The sequence below is a fragment of the Azospirillum griseum genome, from assembly GCF_003966125.1.
Classification (GTDB): Bacteria; Pseudomonadota; Alphaproteobacteria; order Azospirillales; family Azospirillaceae; genus Azospirillum; species Azospirillum griseum.
Genome location: NZ_RXMA01000012.1, coordinates 120,887 through 136,478 on the forward strand (window position 1 = coordinate 120,887; position 15,592 = coordinate 136,478).

Annotated in this window: 14 protein-coding genes; 7 read left to right on the top strand and 7 right to left on the bottom strand. The window is 69.7% G+C overall.

What is annotated here, in order from left to right; translation table 11 throughout:
* The first annotated feature begins 81 nt into the window (after window positions 1-81).
* A complete protein-coding gene (locus tag EJ903_RS14320) occupies window positions 82-438 on the top strand; it encodes a hypothetical protein (RefSeq protein ID WP_126616531.1) in 357 nt (118 codons plus the stop codon).
* A gap of 82 nt (window positions 439-520) precedes the next feature.
* A complete protein-coding gene (gene mutL, locus EJ903_RS14325) occupies window positions 521-2,470 on the top strand; it encodes a DNA mismatch repair endonuclease MutL (protein WP_126616534.1) in 1,950 nt (649 codons plus the stop codon).
* 10 nt (window positions 2,471-2,480) lie between these two features.
* Here the strand turns inward: mutL and EJ903_RS14330 are convergent, their stop codons facing one another.
* Window positions 2,481-2,915 carry a hemerythrin domain-containing protein gene (locus EJ903_RS14330; protein ID WP_126616537.1) on the bottom strand — a complete coding sequence of 145 codons (435 nt, stop codon included), beginning with the start codon at window positions 2,913-2,915 and terminating at the stop codon, window positions 2,481-2,483.
* A gap of 110 nt (window positions 2,916-3,025) precedes the next feature.
* Entirely contained in the window at window positions 3,026-4,195 is a 1,170-nt protein-coding gene (hmpA, locus tag EJ903_RS14335; RefSeq protein WP_126616540.1) for an NO-inducible flavohemoprotein, read from the bottom strand.
* Between the two features lie 136 nt (window positions 4,196-4,331).
* On the opposite strand from hmpA, the gene norR reads away from it, so the two are divergent.
* Window positions 4,332-5,888 carry a nitric oxide reductase transcriptional regulator NorR gene (norR, locus tag EJ903_RS14340; RefSeq protein WP_126616543.1) on the top strand — a complete coding sequence of 519 codons (1,557 nt, stop codon included), beginning with the start codon at window positions 4,332-4,334 and terminating at the stop codon, window positions 5,886-5,888.
* A gap of 109 nt (window positions 5,889-5,997) precedes the next feature.
* Here norR and xseA read toward each other — a convergent pair whose 3' ends face one another.
* Window positions 5,998-7,671, bottom strand: a complete 1,674-nt coding sequence (gene xseA, locus EJ903_RS14345; RefSeq protein WP_126616547.1) for an exodeoxyribonuclease VII large subunit — start codon at window positions 7,669-7,671, stop codon at window positions 5,998-6,000.
* 62 nt (window positions 7,672-7,733) lie between these two features.
* Here xseA and purD point away from each other — a divergent pair, with 62 nt between their 5' ends.
* Complete coding sequence (gene purD, locus EJ903_RS14350) at window positions 7,734-9,020, top strand: phosphoribosylamine--glycine ligase (RefSeq protein WP_126616550.1); 1,287 nt, start codon at window positions 7,734-7,736, stop codon at window positions 9,018-9,020.
* A gap of 47 nt (window positions 9,021-9,067) precedes the next feature.
* On the opposite strand, the gene EJ903_RS14355 is transcribed toward purD, so the two are convergent.
* The gene (locus tag EJ903_RS14355) at window positions 9,068-9,502 is read right to left on the bottom strand and encodes a nucleoside deaminase (protein ID WP_126616638.1); all 435 of its coding nucleotides are present in this window, start codon (window positions 9,500-9,502) and stop codon (window positions 9,068-9,070) included.
* A 152-nt stretch (window positions 9,503-9,654) separates the two neighbouring features.
* Here EJ903_RS14355 and EJ903_RS14360 point away from each other — a divergent pair, with 152 nt between their 5' ends.
* Together EJ903_RS14360 and rsmD are read left to right on the top strand one after the other, a co-directional pair.
* Window positions 9,655-11,217, top strand: coding sequence for a pseudouridine synthase (locus EJ903_RS14360; RefSeq protein WP_126616553.1), 1,563 nt, complete (start codon window positions 9,655-9,657; stop codon window positions 11,215-11,217).
* Window positions 11,198-11,767 carry a 16S rRNA (guanine(966)-N(2))-methyltransferase RsmD gene (gene rsmD, locus EJ903_RS14365; RefSeq protein ID WP_126616556.1) on the top strand — a complete coding sequence of 190 codons (570 nt, stop codon included), beginning with the start codon at window positions 11,198-11,200 and terminating at the stop codon, window positions 11,765-11,767. Before EJ903_RS14360 ends, rsmD begins: the two co-directional genes overlap by 20 nt.
* Before the next feature lie 50 nt (window positions 11,768-11,817).
* On the opposite strand, the gene pyrC is transcribed toward rsmD, so the two are convergent.
* The 3 genes from pyrC to EJ903_RS14380 form a co-directional block, all read right to left on the bottom strand.
* Window positions 11,818-12,873 carry a dihydroorotase gene (pyrC, locus tag EJ903_RS14370; protein WP_126616559.1) on the bottom strand — a complete coding sequence of 352 codons (1,056 nt, stop codon included), beginning with the start codon at window positions 12,871-12,873 and terminating at the stop codon, window positions 11,818-11,820.
* 210 nt (window positions 12,874-13,083) lie between these two features.
* Window positions 13,084-13,494: a hypothetical protein gene (locus tag EJ903_RS27350; RefSeq protein WP_210211444.1), complete on the bottom strand. Its 411-nt coding sequence runs from the start codon at window positions 13,492-13,494 to the stop codon at window positions 13,084-13,086.
* Window positions 13,495-13,585: 91 nt separating this feature from the next.
* The gene (locus EJ903_RS14380) at window positions 13,586-14,014 is read right to left on the bottom strand and encodes a hypothetical protein (RefSeq protein WP_126616563.1); all 429 of its coding nucleotides are present in this window, start codon (window positions 14,012-14,014) and stop codon (window positions 13,586-13,588) included.
* Between the two features lie 199 nt (window positions 14,015-14,213).
* On the opposite strand from EJ903_RS14380, the gene hisS reads away from it, so the two are divergent.
* Window positions 14,214-15,563, top strand: coding sequence for a histidine--tRNA ligase (gene hisS, locus EJ903_RS14385; RefSeq protein ID WP_126616566.1), 1,350 nt, complete (start codon window positions 14,214-14,216; stop codon window positions 15,561-15,563).
* The last annotated feature ends 29 nt before the right edge of the window (window positions 15,564-15,592 follow it).

Here is a 15,592-nt window from a genome sequence, read left to right on the forward strand (position 1 = left end):
TACTGCGAAAACAGATGCATTGTAACAGTTTTGGTTCACGCGCGCGTGTCAACGCGCTCCGCACAAAGGGCAACGCGCAGCATGTCGTGGCTGTCGAAACTGAGCGGCGGCGGCAAGGCCGCCAACGGCGCGGCGGCGGACAAGGGGCCTCGCCCGTCCCAACCGCCGACCATCGTCATCGATCATCACGAATTCGTGCCGGCGGAATTCGCCATCGGCTCCTTTCGCCTGCGCCCCTACGACGGCGACCTGATCGCCCACCAGCAATTTGATTTCAAGATGGTGTTCACGCTGGGGGAGGAGGTGGTGGAAGCACCCTGCCATGGCCTTGTCGTGAAACTGACCGACGAAAGCGGTCTGGTCGCCCGCTACAAAAGCCCGCCATCCGTTTATGAGCGCAAGTTTCTGGATTACGTCCGCGCCTGGAAGGGCCTGTAAGCGACAGCGGGCCAAAAACCGCAAGACACCAACCGCACCAAATGCGGTGGCCCAGCGCCCCCGATCCACCCTATGATGCGGCATGACGATCCGCCTGCTTCCCGACACCCTGGTCAACCGCATCGCCGCCGGTGAGGTGATCGAACGCCCCGCCGCCGCTGTGAAGGAGCTGGTGGAGAACGCGCTCGACGCCGGGGCCACCCGCATCGACGTGGTGGTGCGCGACGGCGGCAAGACGCTGATCTCCATCACCGACGACGGGTGCGGCATGACGGCGGACGAGCTGTCGCTCGCCGTCGAACGCCACGCCACCTCGAAACTGCCCGGCGACGATCTGCTCGACATCCGCTCGCTCGGCTTCCGGGGGGAGGCGCTGCCCTCCATCGGCGCGGTCAGCCATCTGACCATCACCAGCCGCCCGCGCGGAGCCGACAGCGCCTGGAGCCTGACGGTGGACGCCGGGGCCAAGGGCACGCCGCAGCCCGCCGCGCTGGCCCACGGCACGCGGATCGAGGTGCGCGACCTGTTCGCCGCCGTGCCCGCCCGACTGAAATTCCTGAAGGCCCCGCGCACCGAATACGACCACATCGCCGACTGCATCGAACGGTTGGCGATGGCGCATCCCGGCGTCGCCTTCACCCTGTCCGACGGCGGTGGCCGGTCGGGGTTGCGGTTGTCGGCGGCGCAAGGCGAACTGCTCGACGCCCGTTTGACCCGGCTGGGCGCGCTGATGGGGCGCGATTTCCAGGACAACGCCGTCCCGGTGGAGGCGATGCGCGAGGCCGTGACCCTGTTCGGCTGGATCGGCCTGCCCACCCTGCACCGCCCGACCGCGCGCCACCAGCATCTGTTCGTCAATGGCCGTCCGGTGCGCGACAAGCTGATGGTCGGCGCGGTGCGCGCCGCCTACGCCGATTTCCTGCCGCGCGACCGTCACCCGCTGCTCGCCCTGTTTCTGGAGATCGACCCGCAGGAGGTCGACGTCAACGTCCATCCGGCCAAGGCCGAGGTGCGGTTCCGCGATCAGGGGCTGGTGCGCGGCCTGATCGTCGGCGCGCTGAAACGGGCGCTGGCCGACGCCGGGCACCGCGCCTCCACCACCGTCGGGCTGGCGACGCTGGGGGCGCTGCGCCCGCAGGGCGACGGCGATCCGCCCGGCGCGTCCGCCGACGGCGGCTTCGCCCCCTCCCCCCTGCCCTATGGCCGCAGCGGGGGCGGCGGTGCCTGGACCGGCGGTTGGGGCGGATCACCGCCCTGGGGCACCGGGCCGACGGTCACGCCGGGGCTGGCGGAGCGGGCCACCGCCTTCCAGGCACCCTACCCGACCAATGGCGGAGCCGGGTTGCCGCCGCTTCAAGGCCGCCTGTCCGGCTTCGCCCCGGCGGCGCGCCCGCCCGAATACGCGCCAAACAGCGCCCAGACTCCGGCCCCCGATGCCCCGCCGCCCGACAGCCATCCGTTGGGCGCGGCGCGGGCGCAATTGCACAACACCTACATCGTCTCGCAAACGCGGGAGGGCATCATCATCGTTGACCAGCACGCCGCCCATGAACGGCTGGTCTATGAACGGATGAAAAGCGCCCTGCTCGACGGCGGGGTGAAGCGTCAGGCCCTGCTGATCCCCGATCTGGTCGAGCTGGACGAACCGTCCGCCGACCGGCTGCTGACCCGCGCGGCGGAACTGGCCGAACTGGGCTTGGTGATCGAAGGGTTCGGCCCCGGCTGCGTCCTGGTGCGCGAGGTTCCGGCCCTGCTGGGGCAATCCGACGTCAAGGGCCTGATCGCCGATCTGGCCGAGGAGTTGGCCGAACTGGGCGACACCCTGTCGCTGAAGGAGCGGTTGGAGGCGGTGTGCGGAACCATGGCCTGCCACGGCTCCGTCCGCGCCGGGCGCGCCCTGAACATCGAGGAGATGAACGCCCTGCTGCGCCAGATGGAAGCCACCCCGCACAGCGGCCAATGCAACCACGGCCGCCCCACCTATGTGGAGCTGAAGCTCGCCGACATCGAACGGCTGTTCGGGCGGCGGTGATTGGCGCGCGTCAGGCCGCGCGTATCTCCGCCCCCAGCCGTTCGGCCAGCGGGTACAGCTCGGCGTTCTCCCGCGCGATGCGGTTCTTGAACGCGTCCAACATGGTCCGGGTTTCGGCCACGAAGCCCGCCGGGTCCTTGGCGATGGCGAAGGGGCCGGGCCAGCGCTGGCGGTAGGCTTCGAAGCGCTGGGTCAGCCCGCCCATCTCCTGCTGGAACCGCGCGGCCAGACCGCGCAAGGCGGGGTCGGCGGCGCGGGCCAGCCGGGGGTACAGCGCCTTGTCCTCCACCGCCAGATGAACCGAGAATTTGCCGAACAGTTGGACAAGGTCGGTGGCGACCGGGGCCGGATTCGCTGCGATCGCCACCGGGTCCAACCGCCGCTCGATGGCGGCGGCCAGCGCCAGAACGTCGCTGTGGTGGGTGTGGAAGCTGGTCATGTCCATGATGGAACGTCCTTATCAGAATGGGTGCCGACCAGCGCCCCGCCGCCACGGAACGGGACGCTGACGGACCGGGGCCTGGCGGCTCTGGCTTGGGAAAACCCCCGCCGTGGTCAGGCCAGGGCTTCCTTGGGGCCGAAAAATTCGTGGAAGATCGCCCCGCTCGGCAGACCCAGCGCGGTCAACGCGCCGATCACCGCCGCCATGAAGGGCTTCGGCCCCACCACATACGCCTCCGCGCCGGGCGGCAGCAGAGCCGCCAACGCCTGCTGGTCGAGCAAACCGACCAGATCCGGCGTGTCGTGCGCGTCGGGTTCGGCGTAGCAATAGACGGTCTTCAGGGCCTCATGGCGGGCGGCCAGCGCGTCCACCTGATCGCGGAAGGCGTGCACCGCGCCGTTGATCGCGGCGTGGACGTAGATCACCCGCCGCCCGGCGGCCAGCGCCTGTTCGGCCAGCGGCAGGGCCGGGGTCTGCCCCACCCCGCCGGTGATGAGCAGCACGGGCGCGGCGCTGTCGGTCAACACGAACTCCCCGGCGGGCGGATAGACCTCGATCTCGTCGCCAACGCGCACGCGGTCGTGCAGGAAGCCCGACACCAGCCCGTGATCCTCCCGCTTGACCGAAATCCGATAGGTCTCGCCGTTGGGGCTGGCCGACAGGCTGTAATTGCGGTGCACCGTCTCGCCGTCGATGGTCAGCTTCAGCCCCAGATACTGGCCGGGGCGGAAATCCATCACCCGCCCGCCATCGACCGGGGCCAGACGGAAGGAGGTGATGACCGCGCTTTCCGGGGTCTTTTCGACCACGCGGAAGCGGCGCGCGCCGCGCCAGCCACCGGTCAGCGCCGCCTTGCGGCTGTATTCGGCCTCCTCCGCCGCGATCAACAGGCGGGCGAGCTGCCAATAGGCCGCCCCCCAGGCGTCGGCGACCTCCGCCGTCACCGCGTCGCCCAGAACCCGCCCGATGGCGTCCATCAGGCAGGTTCCGACAATCTCATACTGATCCGCTGTGATGTTCAGCGAGACGTGCTTTTGCACGATGCCCGCCACCGCCGACCCCAGAACCTCCAGCCGGTCGATGTTGGAGGCGTAGGCGATGATGGCGTTGGCGAGCGCCTGCGGCTGGGCACCGGCGCGCTGGTGGCTTTGGTTGAAGACGGCGCGCACCTCGGGAAAGCGCTCGAACATCAACGGGTAAAAGGTGGCGGTGATCTGGTTGGCGTGGGCGGCGACCACCGGGGCCGTGGCCTTGATGATGGCGGTCTGGGCGGGCGTCAGCATGATGCGTGCGGTCCTTTGTTGCGCGGCGTGATGTCGCATCCCCTATGGCAAGCCCCGTGCCAAGCCCTGCGGGCGCGGATTTCCGCGCCGCACAACCAGGCTGTTGTCAGAGTGACCCGCTGGGGTATGATGTCGAATGGACAACGTTGATGTCGTTTCGACACACCCCTTCGCCGCCGCCGACGTCGCCGACCTGCTGGAGCGGTTGGACCGGCCGGATCGGCTGTGGCCGCTGTTCCTGGAGCATGTGGCCCGCCGCCTGCCCTGCGACGCCAGCGCGGTGCTGCGGCTGGACGGCGACCGCCTGATCCCGCTGGCCACGCGCGGCCTCAGCCCCGACACGCTGGGCCGCCGTTTCCGCCTGGACGACCACCCGCGCCTGCGCGGGATTCTGGAGTCCGCCGAGGCGCTGACCCGCTTTCCCGCCGATTGCCCGCTGCCCGATCCCTACGACGGCCTGATCCCCGACGGGCAGGACCGCTTGCACGTGCATGATTGCGTCGGCGCGCCGCTGCGGCGGTCAGGCGGGGGGCCAGCCTGGGGCGTGATGACGCTGGACGCCCTGACACCCGGACGACTCGATGGGCTGGACGGGGCCATGGTCGATCTCGCCCGGCTGGCCATGGCCTTGGCCGAGGCGACGGAGCGGCGGGCGGCGGCGGCGGAACCGGCGCGCGGGTTCGACGACCGGTCCGATCCGGCCATCGAACTGGTGGGCGACAGCCCGGTGATGGCGGCCCTGCTGCGCGACATCGACGCGGTGGCCGACAGCGATCTGGTGGTGCTGGTGCTGGGCGAAACCGGCGTCGGCAAGGAGCTGGTGGCCCGCCGCCTGCACGCCCGTTCCCGCCGGGCGCAAGGGCCGCTGGTCCATGTGAATTGCGCCGCCCTGCCCGACACGCTGGTGGAAAGCGAGCTGTTCGGCCATGTGCGCGGGGCCTTTTCCGGGGCGGTGGCCGACCGGCGCGGCAAGTTCGAACTGGCCGACGGCGGCACCCTGTTTCTGGACGAGGTGGGCGAACTGCCGCTGGCGGTTCAGGCCAAGATGCTGCGCGCCTTGCAGAACGGCGAGATTCAGCGGGTGGGGTCCGACCGCCACCTGACCGTCAACGTCCGCGTCATCGCCGCGACCAACCGCGATCTGACGCGCGAGGTGGCGGAGGGACGGTTCCGCGCCGACGTCTATCACCGCCTCAGCGTCTACCCGCTGCGCGTGCCGCCGCTGCGCCAGCGCGGGGCCGAGGCGCTGCGGCTGGCCGGGCTGTTCCTGGAACGCAACCGGGCGCGGCTGGGGTTGCGCAACGTCCGCCTGTCCGCCGACGCCGAACGGCGGTTGCTGTCCTACCCCTGGCCCGGCAATGTGCGGGAGTTGGAACACGCCATCGGGCGCGGGGCCATCCGCGCCCGCGCCGCCCGCGCCGCCGAGGGCGGGGTCCTGACCCTGACCGCCGTCGATCTGGGCCTGACCGACGCGGAGGACACGCCCCCCGCGCCCAACACCACCCCATGCCCGACCGCAAGCCCCCCCGACGATCTGCCCCTGCGCGACGCGGTGGACGATCTGCAACGCCGGATGATCCGCGACCATCTGGCCCGCCACGACGGCAATTGGGCCAAAGCGGCCCGCAGCCTGGGCCTGGACCGCAGCAACCTGTTCCGTCTGGCCGGACGGCTGGGCCTGCGGACGGAGTGAGCGGGAGCGGTTAGAGCAGATCGCGTGAAATCGGAATCGATTTCACGCGATCTGCTCGATAAATCAAAGCTTAGAGCGCCGTGTTGTTTCGTGTTTTAGGCACGGCGCTCTAAAACAGGCTGCCCTGTGTCGGCGGCACGCGCGGTTTCCGGCTCTCCGCCTTCTTCTCCGGCTTCGGTTCGGTTTTCGGTTCCGGCGGCTCGGCTTTCGCTTCCGATGCAACCACAACCGGCGCGGCCTGCGTCTGCGCCCCGTCGCCCGCCACCGTCACCCCGACCCGGCTGTCGTCGCCAAAGCGCAGGGTCAGCGCCTGCCCCGCTGTGGTTTGGCGGGCGGCGGTGATCGGTTTGCCGTCGCGGTCCTCGACCAGGACGAAACCGCGCGCCAGCACGCTCTTGTGGCTGTAGCTTTCCAGCAATTGGCCGAGCGACTCCAGTTTGCGCGCCTGCGTCTCCAACGTGGCGGCAAAGACGCGGTCCAGGCGGGGCGTCAGGTCGGCCAACCGCCGCGCGGAGTCCTCCAGACGGTGGCGGGCCGGGGTCAGCGACAGGCGACCGGCGACGCGCTGGTACCGCCCCTCGGCCATCGTCACCGCGTGGCGCAGCGCACCGTCCAGCGCGCGGGCTTCCCCGGCCAGGGTTTGCCGGGCCTGGATCAACTGGTCGCGCGGGTGGCGCAGGCGGGCCGCCGCCTCCCCCACCCGGGTGCGGCGGCGTTCCACCAGCGCCCCGGCGGCCAGCACCAGCCGTTCGGCGCGGTCGTCCAGCCGCTGGGCGTGGCCGTCCAGCAGGGCGCGGGGGTCGCCCAGCCCGCGCGCCAACCCCTCCACCCGGTTGCGCCGCTCGCTCAACAGCCGCCCGGCGCTGGCCAGCAGGCGGCGTTCGTCGTCCAGCACCTGCGCCAGCAACTCGCCGCGCACCGGAACCGCCATTTCGGCGGCGGCGGTCGGCGTCGGCGCGCGGCGGTCGGACGCGTGGTCGATCAGGGTGGTGTCGGTTTCGTGGCCGACGGCGGAAATCAGCGGGATGGCGCTCGCCGCCGCCGCCCGCACGACGATCTCCTCGTTGAAGGCCATCAAATCTTCCAGCGAGCCGCCGCCGCGCGCGACGATCAGCAGCTCGGGGCGCGGGACCGGCCCGCCCGCCCGCAGCCGGTTGAACCCGTCAATCGCCGCCGCGACCTCCGCCGCCGCCCGCTCGCCCTGGACCGCGACCGGCCAGAGCAGGACATGGCGGGGAAAGCGGTCGTTCAGCCGGTGCAGGATGTCGCGGATCACCGCCCCGGTGGGCGAGGTGACGACGCCGATGACGGCGGGCAGGAAGGGAATCGGCTTTTTCCGCGCCGGGTCGAACAGCCCTTCGGCGGCCAGACGGCGCTTGCGCTCCTCCAGCATCTTCAGCAGCGCGCCTTCGCCCGCCAACTCCATCGATTCGATGACGAGCTGGTATTGCGAGCGGCCCGGATAGGTGGTCATCCGCCCGGTGACGATGACCTCCAACCCCTCCTCCGGCTTGACCGCCAGCTTGGACATGGTTCCGCGCCAGCACACCGCCTCGATCACCGCCGTGTCGTCCTTCAGACGCAGATAGCAGTGGCCGGAGCTGTGCTTTTTCGGCTGGGAGATCTCGCCGCGCACCCGGACGAAGCCGAACTCCTCCTCGATGCTGCGCTTCAGACGGCGGGCAAGGTCGCCGACCGTGTATTCCGGCAGGTTGGACCCCGGACGCGGTTCGGGCGCGACCAGCGGCAGGGACGGGGCGGGGCCATCAAAATCTTGAGTCATGGTGCGGGCATGATACAAGGCGCGCAGTTGGCAACAAGCGCGTTAACAAGGGGCGTCGCGTCATGAAAGTCCTCGTCGTCGGTTCGGGTGGGCGTGAGCACTCCCTGTGCTGGGCCATCGCCAAGTCGCCGCTGTGCTCCGCGCTCTATTGCGCGCCGGGCAACGCCGGGATCGCCGATGTCGCCACCCTGGTCCCCATCGGGGCGGAGGATGTGGACGCCATCGTCCGCTTCGCCCAGGACAGCGCCATCGACTTCGTCGTCGTCGGCCCGGAAGGCCCGCTGGTGCTGGGTCTGGTGGACAGGCTGAACGCCATCGGCATCAAGGCCTTCGGCCCCAGCGCCGCCGCCGCCGCCCTGGAAGGCTCCAAGGGCTTCATGAAGGACATTCTGGCCAAATACGGCGTGCCGACCGCCTTCTATGGCCGCTTCACCGACGCCGAGGCCGCCAAGGCCTATGTCCGCCAGCACGGCGCGCCCATCGTGGTCAAGGCCGACGGTCTGGCCGCTGGCAAGGGCGTGACCGTCGCCCGCACGCAGGAGGAGGCGTTCGCCGCCATCGACGACGCGCTGATCGGCGGCCGCTTCGGTGCCGCCGGGGCCGAAGTGGTGGTGGAAGAGTTCCTGGACGGGGAGGAGGTCAGCTTCTTCGCCCTGTGCGACGGTGAAAACGCCCTGCCGATGGCCTCGGCCCAGGACCACAAGGCGGTGGGCGACGGCGACACCGGCCCCAACACCGGCGGGATGGGGGCCTATTCCCCCGCCCCGGCCCTGACGCCGGAGCTTCAGGCCCGCGTGATGCGCGAGATCGTCGAACCGACGGTCAAGGGCATGGCGGCGGAAGGCCGCCCGTTCAAGGGCGTGCTGTTCGCCGGTCTGATGATCGTGCAGACGCCGGACGGCCCGACCCCGAAGACGCTGGAGTTCAACGTGCGCTTCGGCGACCCCGAATGCCAGACGCTGATGAGCCGCCTGGAGTCCGACGCGCTCGCGGCACTGGTCGCCGCCGCCGACGGCGCGCTCGACCGCATCGACCTGCGTTGGTCGGACGACACCGCGCTGTGCGTGGTGATGGCCGCCCAGGGCTACCCCGGCGATTACCTGAAGAACACCGAGATCAAGGGCCTGGACGCCGCCAACGCGGTGGACGGGGTGACGGTGTTCCACGCCGGAACCAAGCGCGCCGAGGATGGCCGCGTGCTGTCGGTGGGTGGCCGCGTGCTGGGCGTGACCGCCCGCGCCGCAACGGTCGCCGCCGCCCAGGCCGCCGCCTATCGCGGCGTGGACGCGCTGGACTGGCCGGGCGGCTTCTGCCGCCGCGACATCGGGTGGCGCGCGGTGGGGCGGTAACACTCACACCACCCCTCTCCCGTGTGATGCGGGCGAGGGATGCCCCCTCACCGCCGGGTCTTGAAAAAGTCCCGCAGCAGCGCGCCCGCGCGCCGTTCGTCGATGCCGCCATACACGTCCGGGGCGTGGTGGCAGGTGTGTTGAGCGAAAAAGCGCGGGCCGTGGTCCACCGCTCCGCCCTTGGGGTCATAGGCACCGTAATAGACCCGGCGCAGGCGGGCGAAGCTGATGGCGGCGGCGCAGAGGGCACAGGGTTCCAAGGTCACATAGAGGTCGTGGCCGGGCAGTCGCGGCTCGCCCACCGTCGCGCAGGCCGCGCGGATCGCCAGCAATTCGGCGTGGGCGCTGGGGTCGTTCAGTTCCTCCGTCCGGTTGCCCGCGCGGGCCAGCACGGTTCCCGTGGCGGGATCGACGATCACCGCCCCCACCGGGACCTCGCCCCGGCGGGCGGCGGCCTCGGCCTCGGCGAAGGCAAGCTCCATGTAGGATGGGCGGGGTGGGAACAGCGGCGGCATGGCAGGGGCCAACCTGCCCACCGGATTCCCCGCCCGTCAACCCGATTCCGGCGCAAAAGCGGGGGATTGGACCGGGTCCCGGGTTGCGGGCGGGACGATCTGGCCCTATGGTCCGCGCTATGGATAAGACCGACACCGACCTGACCGCCACTGCCCCGTCCGAGGGCGGTGAACGCATTGCCAAACGCCTGGCCCGCGCCGGGCTGTGCTCGCGCCGCGACGCCGAACGCTGGATCGCCGAAGGGCGCGTTGCGGTGAACAGCCAGACGCTGACCACCCCCGCCTGCGTGGTCCGCCCCGGCGACATCGTGCAGGTCGATGGTAAGGTCATTCCGGAACCGGAACCCGCCCGGCTCTGGCGCTATTACAAGCCCGCCGGTCTTGTCACCTCCGCGCGCGACGAGAAGGGCCGGGAAACCGTCTTCGACAATCTGCCGCCGGAACTGCCGCGCGTGGTGTCCATCGGTCGGCTCGATCTGACCACCGAAGGGCTGCTGCTGCTGACCAACGATGGCGAGTTGGCCCGCTTCCTGGAATTGCCTGCCACCGGCTGGACCCGCCGTTACCGCGTGCGCGTGTTCGGCGAGGTGGAGGAAATCAAGCTGGCCGCGCTGGCCAAGGGTCCGACCATCGACGGTGTCAAGTACGGCCCGATCGAAGCGGTGCTGGACCGCATCCAGGGCCGCAACGCCTGGCTGACGGTGTCGCTGAAGGAAGGCAAGAACCGCGAAATCCGCAAGGTGATGGAGTCGCTGGGTCTGGTGGTGAACCGGTTGATCCGCGTCGCCTACGGCCCCTTCCAGCTTGGCAAGCTGGAGGACGGCGCGGTGGAGGAGGTGCCCAAGCGCATCGTCCGCGAACAGATCGCCAATTACTTCACCGGCGACGCCGTGGTCGGCGAAGGGGAATCGAACACCAAGCTGCGCGCCAAGGCCCGCGCGGAGGCCGCCACCCAATCGGCCCTTCCGCCCAAACCGGCCCTGCCCAGCGAGATCCGCAGCCGCAGCGGCGCCCGCGTTGCCGTCGCCCGCAAGGCCGACAGCCCGCAGGCCGCCCCGGCCCGCGCCCCGCGTTCGGCCACCAAACGGCTGGAGGCGCAAGCCGCCTGGGGGGCGGAGGACGCCAAGCCCGCGTCCCGGCGCACCGACGCCCCGCGCCGCGCCGATGGCAAGCCCGGCTTCGCCAAGCCCGCCGCCAAGCGGGGGGAGGAGGCCGCAGCGCGCCCCGAACGCCCGGCGCGCGGCCGCACCCTGTCGCTGGACGACGCCAAGGCCAAGCCGACCCGCAGCGGCGGCAAGCCGGACCATCGGAGCGGTGACGCCCGCGACGCATCGGACGCCCGCCCGCGCAAGAGCTTCGAGAAGCGGCCCGACGACCACCGGGCCAGCGACCGCCGGACCGATGACCGCAAGCCGGACGGTGGCAAGCCTTTCGCCGCCAAACCGGCGGGCAAACCAGCCGCCAAGCCGGTTGAGGCGGGTGCCCCCGCCGGGGTGAAGACGCGCGACGGCCGCACCGACCGCCAGCGCGTCGAACGCCCGCGCAAGCCCAGCGCGCACAAAGACGGCGCTGGCAAGTCCGGCCCGAGCAAGGGCGGACCAAGCAAGTCCGGCCTGGGCAAGTCCGGCCAGGGCAAGTCTGGTCCGAACAAGGGTGGCCCCGGTGCGGATCGTCGGCGGTAAGCATCGCGGGCGTCGTCTGGCCGCCCCCGATGGCCGCGACACCCGCCCCACCACCGACCGCACGCGCGAGGCGATTTTCAACATCCTGGCCCACGCCGAATGGGCACCGGCGTTCGAAGGCGTGATCGCCGCCGATGTCTTTTGCGGAACCGGTGCCCTGGGGCTGGAAGCCTTGTCGCGCGGGGCCGCCCGGTGCAGCTTTCTCGACAGCGGCAAACCGGCGCTGGATTGCGTGCGCGCCAACATCGCCGCGCTGGGCGAAGCGGATTCGGCCATCGTGCTGCGCGCCGACGCCACGCGCCCGCCCCCGGCCAGCGCCCCTTGCGGCCTGATCTTCCTCGATCCGCCCTACGCCAAGGGATTCGCCCCGCTGACGCTGGCGGCGCTGGCCCGCACCGGCTGGTTGGCCGATGGCGCGCTGGCGGTGGTGGAGGTCGGCGACCGCGATCCCCTGCCCCCGCCCTCCGGCTTCACCGCGCTCGACGAACGCCGCTACGGCGACACGCGGGTGTGCTTTCTGGGCTATTCCCGGAACGACGGATGCGGCTGATGCAGACCCGGCGCGGGGGACGGTGACGCCCCACCCGCGCCGGGTCACGCTCACACCAGCCCGGCAAAGCTCCAATGCAGGGTTTCGCCGCTGCGGAAGGGCAGCACGGCGTCGCCCTCGCTGACCAGCACCACGTCCGGGACCACCGTCGGACGGCGTTCCAGGGCGACGCGCTCCTCGCTGGGCGGCAGGCCGTAGAAGCGCGGGCCGTTCAGGCTGGCGAAGGCTTCCAACTGGTCGAGCCTGCCCGCGTCCTCGAACGCTTCGGCGTAGAGTTCCAGCGCGTTGGCGGCGGTGAAGCAGCCGGCACAGCCGCAGGCCGCTTCCTTGGCCGTCACCGTGTGCGGCGCGGTGTCGGTTCCCAGGAAGAAGGGGGCCTCGCCGGAGGTCGCGGCCTCGACCAGCGCCAGCCGGTGGGTTTCGCGCTTGGCGATGGGCAGGCAATACAGGTGCGGGCGGATGCCGCCCTGGAAAATATGGCTGCGGTTGATCAGCAGATGATGGGCGGTGATGGTCGCGCCGATGCGGCCACTGGCGGCGTGGGCGCGGACAAAGGCCACCGCGTCGGCGGTGGTCACATGCTCCAGCACCACGCGCAGGGTCGGGTGACGGTCGAGCAGCGGCGACAGGATGGTGTCGATGAACACCGCCTCGCGGTCGAAGATGTCAACGCTCTGCTCCGTCACCTCGCCATGGATCAGCAAGGGCATGCCGATCTCGGCCATCCGTTCCAGCACCGGGGCGATGCGGTCCAGGCTGGTGACGCCGTGGGCGCTGTTGGTGGTGGCGTTGGCCGGGTAGAGCTTGGCGGCGGTGAACACGCCGTCCTCAAAGCCGCGCGCCAGATCCTCGGCGTCGGTCCCGTCGGTGAGGTAGGCGGTCATCAACGGGGTGAATCGCACGCCTTCCGGCAGGGCCGCCAGGATGCGCGCGCGGTAGGCGGCGGCGTCGGCGGCGTGGGTGGCGGGCGGTTTCAAGTTCGGCATGATGATGGCGCGGCCGAACTGGCGGGCGGTGAAGGGCAAAACCGCCTTCAGCATGGCCCCGTCGCGCAGATGGACATGCCAGTCGTCCGGGCGGCGGATCACAAGTCGGTCAAGGGTCATGGCAGGTCCCGGAGCTGACGAGGTGGATGGTGCGACGACGTTCTATCGCCATCGCGCCCCCGGCTCAACGGCCACGGGGAAAAACAGGGGCTTGTCATCGGGTGGGCATCCGCTGACGGTCCTGGCCCTCCTGCCGGCGTGGGAGGGGCGGGACAGACGATCCTGTTCAGGGCCGTCGGGTCACGGGCGGATCAATCAACGCATTCCCAGTCACTTGATCCCAAGAATGCCGTCGATCTTCGCGGCCTGTTCGGGCGTCACCGGCTTGCCGCCGATGCTGGCGAGCTGCTGGTGGGCCTCGGTCACGGCCTTCGTCTTCGCGGCGGCGTCGGTCAGCGCGCTCGCGGCCTGACGCTGGGTCACATATTTGGTCAGTTGGCCGACCAGCGCGTCGCCGGGCTTGGCCCCCAATTCCTTCGCCACGGCTTCGGCCTGGGTCTTGCTGACCTCAACTTTCGCGGTGGAGGCCACCTGCGTCGTCGCGGCCTTGGCCGGGGCGCTGGCCGCCGGGGCGGTCGTCACCGGATCGGTGGTGGTGGCCGCCGAGGCCGCACCAACCGCAACACCCGCTGTCATAAGGCCAGCGAACACCAGGGTGGACAGAGAAGAACGAACGGACATGGAACACTCTCCTTGGCGATGAAACGATTGTGAAAAGGGTGATGTGTGGGTCAGAGGCGGGACAGGATCAGGCGATCACGTGATCCCCCAGTCACTTGATCCCAAGAATGCCGTCGATCTTCGCGGCCTGTTCTGGCGTCACCGGCTTGCCGCCGATGCTGGCGAGCTGCTGGTGGGCTTCGGTCACGGCCTTGGTCTTCGCGGCGGCGTCGGTCAGCGCGCCAGCGGCCTGACGCTGGGTCACGTATTTGGTCAGTTGGCCGACCAGCGCGTCGCCGGGCTTGGCCCCCAGTTCCTTCGCCACGGCTTCGGCCTGGGTCTTGCTGACCTCGATTTTCGCGGTGGAAGCCACCTGCGTGGGGGCAGCCTTGGCCGGGGCGCTGGCCGCCGGATCGGTGGCCGACGGGGCGGTCGTGGCCGCCGAGGCGGAGCCGATCGCAACACCCGCCGTCATCAAACCGGCAATCGCAAAGGTCGAAAAAGACGAACGGATGCGCGCGCTGAAAGCGGTGACGGACATTCAAATTCTCCGTTTGAAGGATCGATCCGCGTTGTTGGGATCGTACTTAGATGAACAGCGGCCTTTGGATTTCCTTCCACGCCCTTCCGAAAAAAATCGCGCCTTCCGAAAAATTCTCCCGCACTGGTGACGGCGGGGGCGAAAGGGTCTAGAAAACGCGCGGTTTACGCCTGTCCCCTTTCAGCCCGGATCCCGACCGATGAGCCTGATCACCCCCCGCACCCCGCCTGGAACGATGGAACTGCTGCCGCGCCATCAGGTGGCGTTCCAGCGCCTGCTGGACACCATCCGCCGTGGTTACGAGCGGTTCGGCTTCCTGCCGGTGGAAACGCCGGTGTTCGAAACGGTGGACACGCTGTTGACCAAGTCGGGCGGCGAAACCGAAAAGCAGGTCTATTTCGTCCAATCGACCGGGGCGATCCAGCAGGGCAACAAGCCGGAAATGGCCCTGCGTTTCGACCTGACCGTGCCGCTCGCCCGTTACGTGGCCGAACACGAACACGACCTCGCTTTCCCCTTCCGCCGCTATCAGATCCAGCGGGTCTATCGCGGGGAGCGGGCGCAGCGCGGGCGCTTCCGCGAGTTCTATCAATGCGACATCGACGTGATCGGCAAGGACAGCCTGTCGCCGCAATATGACGCGGAGATTCCGGCGGTCATCCACCACGTCTTCAGCGAATTGAATTTCGGTGGCTTCACCATCAACGTGAACAACCGCAAGGTTCTGCTGGGCCTGCTCGACGGGCTGGGCGTGGCCGACGCCGACACCCGCGTGTTGGTGCTGCGCGAGATCGACAAGCTGGACAAGATCGGCCGCGACAAGGTGCGCGACAGCCTGATCGGGCTGGGCATGGCCGACCACGCCGCCGACACCATCCTGACCCTGATCGACGCCAAGGGCAGCAACGCCGACACGCTGGCCGCCCTGAACGCGCTGGGCATCGACAACGACCAGTTCCGCCAGGGCGTGGCCGAACTGACCACGGTGATCGACGGCCTGCGCGCCTTCCAGGTCCCCGACGACGCCGTGCGCATCAACCTCGCCATCGCGCGCGGGCTGGATTACTACACAGGCACCGTCTACGAGACCTTCCTGAACGACCATCCCGGCATCGGCTCGGTCTGCTCCGGCGGGCGGTACGACAACCTCGCCAGCCACTACACCAAGTCCAAGCTACCGGGCGTCGGCATCTCCATCGGGGCGACCCGCCTGTTCTATCAGTTGATGGAAGCCGGTCTGATCAAGGACGGCGCGCCCACCGCGCAGGTGCTGGTGACGCAGATGGATTCCAGCCTGTCGGCGGATTACTTCCGCATCGCGTCGGATCTGCGCGCGGCGGGCATCAACACGGAAATCCAACTGGACGGCGGCAAGCTGGCCAAGCAGATGAAATACGCCGACCGCACCGGCATCCCGGTCGCCGTCCTGATGGGATCGGACGAAAAAGCGCGCGGCACGGCGACGCTGAAGCACCTGATCCGGGGCGAACAGGTCGAAGTCCCGCTGACCGAACTGGCCGCGCGGGCCAAGGCGCTGCTGGAGGGGTAATATAAACGATCTTTCTGCCAATCATCGGA